The following is an 11,849-nucleotide window of genomic DNA, read 5'->3' as shown; positions in this document are numbered from 1 at the left end:
CATGGCCGAGGGCGAGGCCTGTCTCGTCACCCGCAACAACCCGATGCACGATTCGGTGCCCTATCTGTTCAACGATCAGATGGAAGAGACCGACATCCTGCACGAATATTTTATTCCGCGTGCCGCCTATGTCGAATTCATCGCGGAAGCGCGCGAGATCCTGCGCAACCAGACGCTGCCGGTGCTCAATGCTTCGGTGCGCATCGTCCACAGGGAGGATGTGGCGCTGACCTACGCGCCGGAGCCGGCCTATTCGCTGGTGCTCTACGTCAACCAGCCGACCGATGCCGACGGCAATGCCAGGATGCGGGCGCTGACGCGGGCGCTGATCGACGTGACGATCAAGCATGGCGGGCGCTTCTTCCTGCCTTACCAGCTGCATTATACGGCCAGGGAATTGCTGGCCTCCTATCCCGAACTGCCGGCCTTCCTGGCGGCGAAGCGGCAGTATGACCCAACGGAACTGTTTTCCTCGACCTTCTACCGTGCCATCAAGGCGCTGAGCGGGGTGTCGTAAGAAGCAGGAGAACAGGCATGCGGATGGTATCGGCGGCGGCACTCATCCTCATCGCGCTGTGCGCTGGCCCTGCCGGAGGCGAGGATCTCAAGGCCTTCAAGCTGACCATCGACGGCGTGACGGTCGATATCGATCCCGGCGAGAGCGCCGATGTGACGCTGCCCGGCGGCAAGCAGAGCAAGGTGACGCTCGCGCGCAACGACTTCGCCACCTTTTCAGGCAGCGACTTCTCCTTCGTCCATCCCAGCGGCATTTCGGTGACCAAGACCGATCTCGGCGATGACATCACGCAGTATCTGATGGCGTCGGCGCTGGGCACGATCGTCGTCGTGCAGGAATATGGCGCCATGAATCCGGTGTCGCTCAACCAATTGATGCTGCAGGAGATGACCAGGGAATCGGTGCAGGCGGGCGCCAAGCTGACGCAGGGGCCGACCACGCGCAAACTCGCCGACGGCAAGGAACTGACCGGGATCCGGGCCGAGGTGAAGACACGCACCGACACCGCCGATTTCGAGATCGTCGGCTTCGGCCTGGCCGATCGGGGGCTGCTGTTCATCACCCGCATTGCCGGCGAGGATGCAGCGACCGAAAAGCCGCTTGTCGACAAGTTCTGGCAGAGCCTGAAAGTCAGGTTCAGGCCGGACTAGGATCGTGTCTCAGTTTGGATTTCGGCTGGGGTTTTGCGTAACGGCGGCTCAAGTTATTCTGAAGACCCTGGGTTGGAGATCCTGCAGCATGGCGAAGCTCATTTTCAGAATGAACCAGTCACTCGACGGCTATGTCGACCACCAGAAAATGCCGTCGGGCCCGACGATCTTTCGTCACTGGATAGAGCAAGTGCGCAATTTGAGCGGCAGTGTGTACGGTCGCGGCATGTACGAGGTCATGCGCTATTGGGACGAAGACAGTCCTGAATGGAGCGCGGAGGCGCACGAATTCGCGGCGGCGTGGCGAAGCCAACCGAAGTGGGTTGTGTCGCGCTCTCTGAAGTCGGCCGGCCCTAACGCAACACTTGTCGCGGATGACGTCGAGGCGGTGATACGCGGGCTTAAGGCTGAGCTCGTCGGGGAGATTTCAGTTTCTGGACCAGGCCTGGCGCGAAGCCTGACCGACCTTGGTCTTGTCGATGCGTACCAACTCTACCTCCATCCGTTCGTGCTTGGTCATGGCAAGCCATTCTTCGCCGGCCCCCGGCCGCCGCTTCGCTTTGTGGCCAGCGATTTGATTGGCGACGACGTGATCAGGTTGACCTATGTGCCTGCCTGATCACGCGGTCGTCGAACCGAGACGCCAGCGGGCCTACAGCCCCTTCGGCATCAGGCCAGCCAGCCAGTTCACAGAGCGCTTCGCGGCGTCGGCGGTTGCCGAGGCGGCGCGGCCGAGATCGGTCTTGACCACGGCGTAGCCGTTCTTGGTGCGATAGAGCACACCGGTTCCGCCATCGACCACCTGTTCATAGGCAACGGGCCGGGCGGCGTCGGCTTCCATGGCGGTCGTCGGCGAACCGACCGAGACGCTCGGCCGGTGGCTGAGATCCGGCGGCAGCGGGCTTTCGGTTCTGACGACGCGGCTGGCGGGCTTCAGTTCCGGGCGCGATGCGGTCGCGGCCAGCTGCGAGGAGGACGACGAACCCTTCGTGCGGCAAATGCCGGAGACGAGCGGATAGTTGAAATTGCGCTCGTGCAGCATCTGGCTCTTCATCGCGGCTTCGCATTCGGCGACGGTCGACCATTTGGCCGGCGTCTCGCCGATATATTCGCAAAGCTTGGCGTCGCAGTCGCAGCCGACAATGGTCATGGCGACAAGGGCGGTCTTGATCACGGTCTTGTCCCTTCGAGATGCCCCCCGGCAGCCCTTCCATTCTTCCCATTCCTTCGCGCGCGAACAAGGCGGGATTTGGCCGCGATTGTGGAATGGGCGTGACGGAGGCCAGGAAATGCGTAATCTTGGCCGGGCGTGACCGAAAGGCCTCAGTAATCGTAGACGTGTTCGAGCCTGGCGCCGGACTTGATCAGCGCCGGCAGCACGAGATGCAGCTTGCGCACGGCAACGATCATGCCGGTGCGGCGCGTGGATTGATCGGCCGGCAGCGGATAGCTGAACAGGATGCGCATGCCTTCGGGAACGGCGATCGTATCGGTGGAGAGCACCGTGGCCATGATCTCGTCATTGCCGCCGATCTCGACGAAGGAGACGCCCTTGTCGATCAGGCGCAGGATCATTTCGGTGAAGACCTGATAGCGCCTGGTGACGAAGATGGTGCCGTCAGCGCCCATGTCGCGTTCGAGCAAGGTGTCGGGCTCGTTGCGCGTGGCTTCGCCGACGGGTCCCTTGGCCCAGACATGGATGTCGAGCAAGGCGGGGTCCATCGTGGCAGCGAGGGCCTTTTTTATCAGGTCGGCATAGCCCTGCTTGATGGTGTCGGCGAGGCCGAACGCCAGCTTGCGTTCGCTGGTGCGGATCGAGCTGTCGCCCGGCGCCGGCTGCACGGCAAACAGGCCGGCACGCTTGTCGGCATACGGGAACTGATACCAGGGCACCTGGTCGAGAAACGCGGCATAGTCCGCCGCGACCTTGGCCTGATAAATGTCGGCGGCAGTGCGCTTGGCCGTCGTCGCCTCGGTGATGCGGCCGACCGTGTTCTCATAGGCCCACTGCAATATATGCTCGATCGAGTGGCTGGTGCCGATGATGACCAGCATCTGGTGGTTGGCGTAGTTGAACTTGTAGGGAGCGCTGGCGCGGATCACCATGGCGTAGTCCTGCCAGAAGCGGCCGATATAGGACCAGTAGGGGAAGCCGCTCGGTTGGTCCTTGTCGACGAAGCCGGCATATTCGCGCGCGGCGTAGACGATCGCCCATTCCGGATAGGTCAGGAAGGTCGATTCCTCCGGCCGCTGGTAGCCGGGGATCTCGGCGCGGACCTTGTCGGCCAGCGCCTTGGGCGGGGCGCCGTCGGCAATGCCGGGCAGCGGCGTCTTGTCGAGCGACGACGTCGTCAGGAAGCCGTAGCTCAGCCCGGCGATCGGGATGAGGATGACGACGACGATCAGCCAGAGGATCGTCTTGATGATGCGCTTCAGCCAGCGGAACAGGAACATGCCTGGTCAGGCCGTGGCGAAGTGGTCGTGTACGCGCCTGGCCAGCCGGAAGCCGACATAGACGGCGAAGCCGCCAATGACGATGTGCGGCAGGTTGGCGAAGAAGCGGGCCGGGAATTCGATATCGTTGAGAGAGCGGAAGCCGTTGATGAAGATACCGGCGTCGAGGCAGCCGGAACCGGTGACCAGCCCGAGCACGCCGTCGAACAGGTAGACCGAGCCGAACAGCTTGAAATAGAACACTGCCTGGCGGTGGGAGATGAAGGCGGCGGCCAGCGCCCAGACGCCGGAGAAGGCGTGCAGCAGGTCGTCGTACCATTGCAGCGAGAAAAGGCCGAACAGATTGCCGTCGGCATCGTTGAACGCCGGTATGTAGCCGATGGCGACGACGCCGAAGAACAGGAAAGCGTAGGCAACGGCAAGCTTCTGGACGAGCGTCATGAAGTATCCCCCTTCTACGAGCCCATTTGTAAACGCTACTCTGCCGGCCGCCTGACGCGGTTTTCTGCGCTTCCTATGCTCACGGACTCAAAGGTCCGCTACGCTTCGGTTCTCGAAAACCACGCCATCCGACTCGGCAGAGCGCGTTTTCAAACGGGCTCTGACCAGGCGATACTAACCGATTTTAGCGCGTGGAGAAGCGGCGCTCGCAAGATCGCCGCCAAAGGGCATCGGGGGGCCAAAAAGACAGTCGGCGCCGGGATTTCTCCCAGCGCCTCCCTGTCAGATCAGGACACGGTCGCGGCAGCAACTTCCGTAAAGTCGTCGCGCCTTGCCGGCCTTGATTTTGACGGTCCTGCCAGTCCGCCGCCCGAGAGCAGCGTCCGTTCGGGACCACGCCGGTCTCCACCCTTGCGAGCTTTGCCCTGCGCACCATCGAAGGTTTTTGCCGTCCTTCATGGCAGCATCGGTCCGCCGTAGGCGTTGGCACGCTTTCCGCGGCCCCGTAGGTCTCGGCTCCGTCCCTCGAAACAGGCAAGCCTGCTCTCGCTTCGGGCCGTACGGGCCTCAGGAAATCCGCCTTTCACTTCGCCTTTCGGCTTGATGATCGGTAGCCGCCTGAGATGGGTTTAACGTACGCCGGGTAAGGGTCCTGGGGAATGGCCGCTGCCCTGTGGATAGCGGGATTACCGGGGATCGTTAGCCACAAACCGGGGAATTCGAGCGCCGGCTGCTTTAGACAGCCCGCCCGCTTTTTTGCGTACGAGCCGACAGCGCCCCTTGCTCCGCCGGTGGTCGCGGGCTTCAATGCCGGCAAAGGATCGGACCTGCATGTCCGGCGCCGGGGAGGGCGGGTATTTTGAAAGTCGGAGTGGTTCTCAACCCGATTGCCGGTGGCGGCCGGCTGAAACGGCATTGGCCTGATGTTGCCGTGTCGCTGAAAAAGCATTTCGGCGAATTCGAGCTGCGCGAAACGCAGGCCGAAGGCGATGCCGAAAGGCTGGCAATCGATCTCGCAATGATGGGCTTCGATCTGGTGATTGCGGCCGGCGGTGACGGCACCGCCAGCGAAGTGGCCGACGGGCTTCTGCAGGCGGCCCAGGAGAGCGGCCGGATCACTGAACTTGGCCTGTTGCCGTGCGGCACCGGCATCGATTTCGCGCGCGGGCTCGGCCTGCCGAAAGAGGTGGATGCCGTGCTGAAGCGGTTGGCCGAAGCCAAGGGCCGCAAGGTCGATGCCGGGCGCATCGGCTACATCGACGATCACGGCGCGCTGGCCAGCCGGCACTTCATCAACATCGCCAGTCTGGGACTTTCCGGCGCCACCGACCGCGCCGTCAATGCCGACAAGCGCAAGGGCAGGATGTCGGCCAAGGCACTGTTCCTGTGGCGCACCGTGATGGAGTTCATCCGCTACCGTTTTCAGGACGTCAGGATCACGGTCGATGACGGCGCACCCTTCGAAGCGCGCATGGCGCTGGTGGCGGTCGCCAATGGAAAGTTCTTCGGCGGCGGCATGATGATCGCGCCGGATGCCGAAATCACCGACGGGCAGTTCGACATCGTCATCCTGCGCGCCGCCGGAAAGCTGAAGCTGATCTGGGACATCCGGCTGCTCTATGGCGGGCGGCACCGCAACCATCCGGCGATCACCATCCTGCGCGGCAGGAAAGTGGTGGTCGAGCCGCTCGGCGATGCGTCAGAGAATGGCGCCCTGGTCGATATAGACGGCGAGTCGCCGGGACGCATACCCGCGACCTTCGAGATCCTGCCGGGTGCATTGACGCTCAGATACTGAATCAAGCCGTTGACAGATTGATTCAGATGAATCCGCCCATCAATCCAACATCCTGAAATCGCTTGATAACTGGCTGATGTCAGAGTTCCAGCTTGGCCGGAAAACCGGGCGCGCGCAGGTCGGTATCGACGGCATCCTCGAGCAATTTGACGATCTGGGTGGACCAGGCGCTGCCGCCATATTCCTGTTTGCCCATCTGGAAAATCTCACTCACAAGCGGCGCCAGTTGGAGCGGCAGTCTGAATTCCCTGCCCATCGCCAGCGCGAAGCCGAGGTCCTTCAGCGCCAGGTCCATGGTGAAGCCGATGTCGTAGGAGCCGTTGAGGATGAGCTGGCTTTCGGTCTCGTGGACGAAGCTGTTGCCGGAGGAGGCTGAGATGGCATGGTAGGACTGGGCGAGGTCGAGCCCGCCCTGTCTCGCCAGCATCAGCGCCTCGCCGGCGGCGACGAGATGGATGAAGGCGAGCATGTTGGTGATCACCTTGATCACCGCCGCCGAGCCGACCGGACCCATCAGGAACGACTTTGCGCACATCGCCTCGATGGCCGGCCGATGACGTTCGTAGAGCGCTGGATCGCCGCCGACCAGCGCGGTGATCTTGCCAGCCGCCGCCAGATGCACGCCACCGGTGACCGGGCATTCCAGCGTCTCGACGCCCCTGGCCGAGGCGAGGGCCGCAAGGCGAAGAATCTCGTCGCGGCCGTTGGTCGACATCTCGATCCAGGTGCCGCCCTTGGGAAGGCCCTCCAGCAATCCGCCGGGTCCGGCCAGCACCGCTTCGCTGACCTTGGGCGAGGGCAGGCACGTGATGGCATTGCCGGCCCGGGCGGCGGCCTCGGCCGGGCTGCTCGCGGTAGTGGCGCCGAGCGCCACCAGGCGCTCGGCGGCGGCCGGATCGCGGTCGAAGACGGTGACGGCAAAGCCGTTGCGGATCAGGCTGGCGGCAAGGTTGCCGCCGAGATGGCCAAGCCCGATGAAGGCGTAGCTTTCGCTCACGGCATCAGCGGGGTCTGCATCATCTGCAGATGCAGGTCCTTGCCCGTATAGGGATGCGCGTCGCAGACCGCTTCGTTGAGCTCGACGCCGAGGCCGGGCTCCTTCGAGGGGATGACATTGCCGTCCTGCCACTCGATCTTCTTCTTCAGGAGCGTGGCATGGAAACCCTCCCACTGCTTCAGCGATTCCAGGATGAGGAAGTTGGGCAGCGTCACCGCCAGCTGGATGTTGGCCGCACCGACGATCGGCCCGCAATAGCAGTGAGGGGCGACCTGGATGTGGTAGGCCTCGGCCATCGCCGCGATCTTCTTGGTTTCGAGAATGCCGCCGGAGCGGCCAAGGTCCGGCTGCAGGATGGTCGCGGCGCGGTTCTCGATGACGCGGGCGAACTCGAACTTGGTGGTCAGCCGTTCGCCGGTGGCGATCGGGATCGAGGTCGCGCGGGCCACTTGCGCCATGACTTCGGGCATGTCAGGCGGCACCGGCTCCTCGAACCACAAGGGATCATAGGGCTCGATGGCGCGCGCCATGCGCAGCGCGCCGGACGCTGTGAACTGGCCGTGCGTGCCAAACAGGATGTCGGCGCGGGTGCCGACCGCCTCGCGGATCGCCTTGATCATGCGGGTGGACAGGTCGATATCGACAAGACGCGGCTGGTGGCCGTCGAAGGCGGTGTAGGGGCCGGCCGGGTCCAGTTTGACGGCGTTGAACCCCTGTTCGACATATTCGAGCGCGCAGGCGGCGGCGAGATCGGGGTCGTTGTAGACGTTCTTGCCGTGCGCATCCTCGGAGTGGACGCTGCCGGTGTGCGGATAAAGATAGGTGTAGGAACGCAGCGTTTCGTGCACCTGGCCGCCGAGCAGTTTGTAGACCGGCTTGTCGGCCTCCTTGCCGATGATGTCCCAGCAGGCCATTTCCAGCGCCGAGAAGCAGCCCATGCCTGACACGTCGGGCCGCTGGGTGAAGCCGGACGAATAGGCGCGGCGGAAGAAGTTCTCGATGTCGTGCGGATCGCGGCCGACGAGATAGCGCTCGGCCATGTCCTCGACCATCCGGGCGGTAACATGGGCGGAGAAGGTGGCGTTGTAGGCCTCGCCATAGCCGACCACGCCGCCATCGGTGGTCAACTTGACGAAGATGAAATACTTGCCGCCGATGCCGGGCGGCGGATTGTCGACAACCCAGGTCTTGACGTCGGTGATCTTCATTTTTGGTCCTCCAGAACCAGTTCGGCGCCCTTCCAACCGGTCATGATCGAGGCGGCGTTGGTGTTGCCGGTGATGTTGTCGGGGAAGATGGAGGCGTCGATGACGCGCAGGCCGTCGATGCCGTGCGCCTTGAGACGCGGGTCGACGACGGCGCGCGCCGGATCGGGCCCCATGCGGCAGGTCGAGACCGGATGATAGACGGTGCCCGAGCGCTTCCTGAAATCCTGAATCAGGTCTGCATCGGAAGTGATTGACGGGCCTGGCAAAACCTCTTCCTCGATGATCTCGGCCATGGCAGGCATCGAGGCGATCTTGCGCACGAATTTCACCGCCGCCAGCATCTCCTCGACATCGGCATTGGTGGAGTAGGCATTGGCCGTTATCCTGGGGTACTCGCGCGGATTGGCCGAGCGGATCATGATCTCGCCACGGCTCGACGGGCGGCAGTTGGACAGGCCGATGGAAAAGCCCGGCCATGGGTCGGGCGTCAGGATGGGACGCTCGCCGCTCTTGGGAATGACGGTCGAGAATGCCTGGAAATAGAGCTGCATGTTGGGCCGCGTCGCCGCCGGGTCGGTGCGGAAGAAGCCACCGGCATTGTTCATCGACAGCGACAGCGGGCCGGAACGGGTCAGGATATATTGCATGCCGACCAGCAGCTTGCCCCACCAGGGACGCAGCGTCTGGTTGAGCGTCGGCAGCTTGCCCTTGAAGGTGTAGTTGATGCCGACATGATCCTGCAGATGCGCGCCGACATTCTCGTTGGCGTGGACCATCCGGATGCCCAGGCCTTTGAGCAGAGCGGAGGGCCCGACGCCGGACAGCTGCAGCAATTGCGGCGAGTTGACCGAACCGCCCGACAAGATAATTTCGCGGCCGGCACGCGCGGTCTTCGTCTCGCCGTTCTGCTGATACTCGACGCCGATGGCACGCTTCCCCTCGAACAGCACCCTGGTCGCCAGCGCCTTCATCTCGACGCGGACATTCCCGCGCTTCATCGCCGGACGCAGGAAAGCGCGCGCCGCCGACATGCGGCGGCCGTTGCGGGTCGAGATCTGGTAGATGCCGACGCCTTCCTGGGCGGCGCCGTTGCGAGATAGCGCTGGGTCAGCGGATGGACGGCGTTCGAACAGTCGGTGACATGCAGCGGGCCCCCCGTGCCGCGCCATGCATCGGCGCCGGCCTGGTTGTCCTCGAGCGCCTTGAAGGCGGGCAAGAGGTCGTCATAGCCCCAGCCTGGATTGCCGGCGGCCGCCCAGGCATCGAAATCCTCGCGCGCACCCCGGATCCAGACCATGGCGTTGATTGAGCTTGAGCCGCCAAGCAGCTTGCCGCGCGGCCAGTGGTCGGCATTGCCGGCGAGCCCCGGGTCCGGCTCGGCCTTGTAGTTCCAGTTGACGCCGGGATCGAAGAAGGTCTTGCCGTAGCCGAGCGGCATCTGCACGTAGAAGCGGCGGTCGCTGCCGCCGGCCTCCAGCACCAGCACCGAGAAGCGCCCCGAGGCCGAGAGTTTTTCGGCCAGGACCGAGCCGGCCGAGCCGGAGCCGACGATGATGAAATCATAGGTCTGCATGATGGAAATGGGAGGCTCCGAAAGATTGGCTGCAGCCTAGACGCGACGGCATTCCGAAGTCGCCGCGCCATCCGGCATCAGTTGTGAAAAAAGCGACCGTCGAACCGATCAGGTTTGCGGGGATTCCCGACAATCGCGCTTGATATCTATCGTCCCGACAGCCTATGCGATGGCACTATCTTGGCGCATAACTTTTCGGAATTATGCTCTGGCCACTCTGCGGAAGGCAGGAAATCATATGCGGACCCTCCCTGACGCGTTCATTCCCGAACTGCCGGGCCACTACAGCGGCAAGGTCCGCGAAAACTACGATCTGGCGGATGGCCGGCGCATCATCATCGCCACCGACCGGCTCAGTGCCTTCGACATCATCCTGACTTCGATCCCCTACAAGGGAGAGATACTGACCCAGACGGCGCGCTACTGGTTCGAGGAAACCGCCGATATCTGTCCGAACCATGTTCTCGAATACCCCGACCCGAACGTCGTCGTCGGCACGAGGCTCGACATCCTGCCGGTCGAGATCGTCGTGCGCGGCTATCTGGCGGGAACCACCAGCACTTCGATCCTGACGCGCTACAAGCGCGGCGACCGCGACATGTACGGTATCCGCCTGCCGGACGGCCTGCGCGACAATGAAAAGCTGGCCGAGCCGATCATCACGCCGACCAGCAAGGCCGCGCATGGCGGCCATGACGAGCCGCTGTCGAAAGCCGAGATCCTCGAACAGGGTCTTCTCACGCAGGCGCAGTGGGACACCGTGTCCGGCTACGCTTTGCGGCTGTTCGCCCGCGGCCAGCAGCGCGCCACCGAGCGCGGCCTGATCCTGGCCGACACGAAGTACGAATTCGGCACCGACAGGAACGGGACCATCATTCTTGCCGATGAAATCCACACCCCGGACAGCAGCCGGTACTGGATCGCATCGAGCTACGAACAGGCGCTCGCCGACGGCAGCCGGCCGGAGAGTTTTGACAAGGATTTCGTCCGGTCGTGGGTCTCGGCGCGCTGCAACCCCTACAGCGACCCGATACCTGAGATACCGGCCGAGATCGTCGAACAGGCCTCGCATGTCTATGCGCAGGCCTATGAGGCGATCACCGGCAAGGAGTTCTCGCCGGACCTTTCCGGGGACAGCGTGCTCGATCGTATTCGCACGAACCTCAGGCGCTATTTCTGATCGACCTTCGCCGGGTGTTGGCTGACGGTGCATCAAACGAAAAACCCGCCTGTGCGGCGGGTCACTGGCGCAAATCAGCACCATAGGCAAAAATGTACCATAGCTGAGGTCACCGAGTCAAGAAAAAATTCCTATCGGGAGAAGCTCCGGGGCCTCGTGGCCATGCCGTGGCGCGTTGACCTTCGGGCGCCGTGACGATACGGGATCGAGGGCAGCCGGTCTCGAAGGATTTCTCGCATGGTGCACTACGCTGAAGGACGGCCGCTTGGCGATCTGACGCTGCGCACCCTGGCCATGCCTTCGGACGCCAATGCGGCCGGCGACATTTTCGGCGGCTGGGTGATGGCGCAGATGGACCTGGCCTGCGGCATCCGCGCCGCCGAGCGCGCCAAGGGCCGCGTGGTGACGGCGGCGGTGAAGGAGATGTCGTTCGCCAAGGCGATGAAGATCGGCGACACGCTGTGCATCTACACCCATGTCGAGCGCGTCGGCCGCACCTCGATGACGCTCAAGGTCGAGGCCTGGGCGCAGCGCTACCTCTCCGACCTGATGGAGAAGGTCACCCATGCCGATTTCGTCATGGTGGCGCTGGATGGCGAGGGCAAACCGAAAGCGGTTCCCGCCGAAGGCTGACGCAAGCCGAAAAATCAGAACCGCACTTGCATCGTGGCGCGGACGCCCTGATCGGCCGCTTTCGTCCCGAACTGGCCGGAGTAGCTGATCCCCAGCGTGGTGCTGTCGGCGATCCGGAAATCGAGCCCGGCTCCGACGATGGCTGTATCCCTGGCGATCGGCGCGCCGGCAATGGTGAAGAGGTCGCCACCGGCGAAGGCCATGTCCGCGGTCGGCGTGGTGTCGCCGAAGGCATGACGCCAGCCGAGCGTACCCTGCGCGCTTGCCTGCACCCCGCCGAGGTCGAAGCCGGCCGAGGCACGGAGGCCCAGCGTGGTGAAGGTGGTCTCGGTGGTCGAGGCAGCGGATGTGAGTGCGGCGGCGCCACCCTTTTCCGTGAAGCCGTCGGTGTGCAGGTT

12 protein-coding genes and 1 pseudogene are annotated in these 11,849 nt (G+C 63.6%); 6 read left to right on the top strand and 7 right to left on the bottom strand.

The window, feature by feature from the left end; translation table 11 throughout:
* The 3 genes from EN914_RS09220 to EN914_RS09210 all read left to right on the top strand — a co-directional run.
* Window positions 1–517 (top strand): D-arabinono-1,4-lactone oxidase (locus EN914_RS09220; RefSeq protein WP_164778693.1); only part of this gene is annotated, 517 nt, incomplete at its 5' end.
* A gap of 17 nt (window positions 518–534) precedes the next feature.
* Window positions 535–1,167 carry a hypothetical protein gene (locus EN914_RS09215; protein ID WP_024504178.1) on the top strand — a complete coding sequence of 211 codons (633 nt, stop codon included), beginning with the start codon at window positions 535–537 and terminating at the stop codon, window positions 1,165–1,167.
* A gap of 88 nt (window positions 1,168–1,255) precedes the next feature.
* Entirely contained in the window at window positions 1,256–1,786 is a 531-nt protein-coding gene (locus EN914_RS09210) for a dihydrofolate reductase family protein (RefSeq protein WP_013530040.1), read from the top strand.
* Between the two features lie 33 nt (window positions 1,787–1,819).
* On the opposite strand, the gene EN914_RS09205 is transcribed toward EN914_RS09210, so the two are convergent.
* From EN914_RS09205 to EN914_RS09195, 3 genes are all read right to left on the bottom strand, one after another.
* The gene (locus EN914_RS09205; RefSeq protein WP_127389056.1) at window positions 1,820–2,341 is read right to left on the bottom strand and encodes a hypothetical protein; all 522 of its coding nucleotides are present in this window, start codon (window positions 2,339–2,341) and stop codon (window positions 1,820–1,822) included.
* 149 nt (window positions 2,342–2,490) lie between these two features.
* The gene (locus EN914_RS09200; protein ID WP_024504177.1) at window positions 2,491–3,621 is read right to left on the bottom strand and encodes a hypothetical protein; all 1,131 of its coding nucleotides are present in this window, start codon (window positions 3,619–3,621) and stop codon (window positions 2,491–2,493) included.
* A 6-nt stretch (window positions 3,622–3,627) separates the two neighbouring features.
* The gene (locus EN914_RS09195; RefSeq protein ID WP_013530043.1) at window positions 3,628–4,062 is read right to left on the bottom strand and encodes a DUF4383 domain-containing protein; all 435 of its coding nucleotides are present in this window, start codon (window positions 4,060–4,062) and stop codon (window positions 3,628–3,630) included.
* An 859-nt stretch (window positions 4,063–4,921) separates the two neighbouring features.
* Here EN914_RS09195 and EN914_RS09190 point away from each other — a divergent pair.
* Window positions 4,922–5,860, top strand: coding sequence for a diacylglycerol kinase family protein (locus EN914_RS09190; protein ID WP_024504176.1), 939 nt, complete (start codon window positions 4,922–4,924; stop codon window positions 5,858–5,860).
* Window positions 5,861–5,939: 79 nt separating this feature from the next.
* Here EN914_RS09190 and EN914_RS09185 read toward each other — a convergent pair whose 3' ends face one another.
* From EN914_RS09185 to EN914_RS09175, 3 genes and pseudogenes are all read right to left on the bottom strand, one after another.
* Complete coding sequence (locus EN914_RS09185; RefSeq protein WP_024504175.1) at window positions 5,940–6,857, bottom strand: NAD(P)-dependent oxidoreductase; 918 nt, start codon at window positions 6,855–6,857, stop codon at window positions 5,940–5,942.
* Window positions 6,854–8,065 carry a mandelate racemase/muconate lactonizing enzyme family protein gene (locus EN914_RS09180; protein WP_024504174.1) on the bottom strand — a complete coding sequence of 404 codons (1,212 nt, stop codon included), beginning with the start codon at window positions 8,063–8,065 and terminating at the stop codon, window positions 6,854–6,856. Before EN914_RS09180 ends, EN914_RS09185 begins: the two co-directional genes overlap by 4 nt.
* Window positions 8,062–9,638: pseudogene (locus tag EN914_RS09175) on the bottom strand (GMC family oxidoreductase). The gene EN914_RS09180 and the pseudogene EN914_RS09175 overlap by 4 nt, the downstream one beginning before the upstream one ends.
* Window positions 9,639–9,876: 238 nt before the next feature.
* On the opposite strand from EN914_RS09175, the gene EN914_RS09170 reads away from it, so the two are divergent.
* Entirely contained in the window at window positions 9,877–10,818 is a 942-nt protein-coding gene (locus EN914_RS09170; protein ID WP_024504172.1) for a phosphoribosylaminoimidazolesuccinocarboxamide synthase, read from the top strand.
* 237 nt (window positions 10,819–11,055) lie between these two features.
* Complete coding sequence (locus tag EN914_RS09165; protein WP_024504171.1) at window positions 11,056–11,451, top strand: acyl-CoA thioesterase; 396 nt, start codon at window positions 11,056–11,058, stop codon at window positions 11,449–11,451.
* 14 nt (window positions 11,452–11,465) lie between these two features.
* Here EN914_RS09165 and EN914_RS09160 read toward each other — a convergent pair.
* A partial coding sequence (locus tag EN914_RS09160; protein ID WP_127389055.1) for an autotransporter outer membrane beta-barrel domain-containing protein occupies window positions 11,466–11,849 on the bottom strand: 384 nt, incomplete at its 5' end.

Source organism: Mesorhizobium sp. M7A.F.Ca.CA.001.08.2.1 (genome assembly GCF_003998455.1).
GTDB lineage: Bacteria > Pseudomonadota > Alphaproteobacteria > Rhizobiales > Rhizobiaceae > Mesorhizobium > Mesorhizobium ciceri.
This window is presented reverse-complemented; position numbering and strand designations above follow the sequence as displayed.

What these genes read in the sequence shown, in the direction of transcription:
- EN914_RS09215 (WP_024504178.1), top strand. Translation starts at nt 535, where the DNA reads ATGCGGATGGTATCGGCGGCGGCACTCATCCTCATCGCGCTGTGCGCT.
- EN914_RS09210 (WP_013530040.1), top strand. Translation starts at nt 1,256, where the DNA reads ATGGCGAAGCTCATTTTCAGAATGAACCAGTCACTCGACGGCTATGTC.
- EN914_RS09200 (WP_024504177.1), bottom strand. Translation starts at nt 3,621, where the DNA reads ATGTTCCTGTTCCGCTGGCTGAAGCGCATCATCAAGACGATCCTCTGG.
- EN914_RS09195 (WP_013530043.1), bottom strand. Translation starts at nt 4,062, where the DNA reads ATGACGCTCGTCCAGAAGCTTGCCGTTGCCTACGCTTTCCTGTTCTTC.
- EN914_RS09180 (WP_024504174.1), bottom strand. Translation starts at nt 8,065, where the DNA reads ATGAAGATCACCGACGTCAAGACCTGGGTTGTCGACAATCCGCCGCCC.
- EN914_RS09170 (WP_024504172.1), top strand. Translation starts at nt 9,877, where the DNA reads ATGCGGACCCTCCCTGACGCGTTCATTCCCGAACTGCCGGGCCACTAC.
- EN914_RS09165 (WP_024504171.1), top strand. Translation starts at nt 11,056, where the DNA reads ATGGTGCACTACGCTGAAGGACGGCCGCTTGGCGATCTGACGCTGCGC.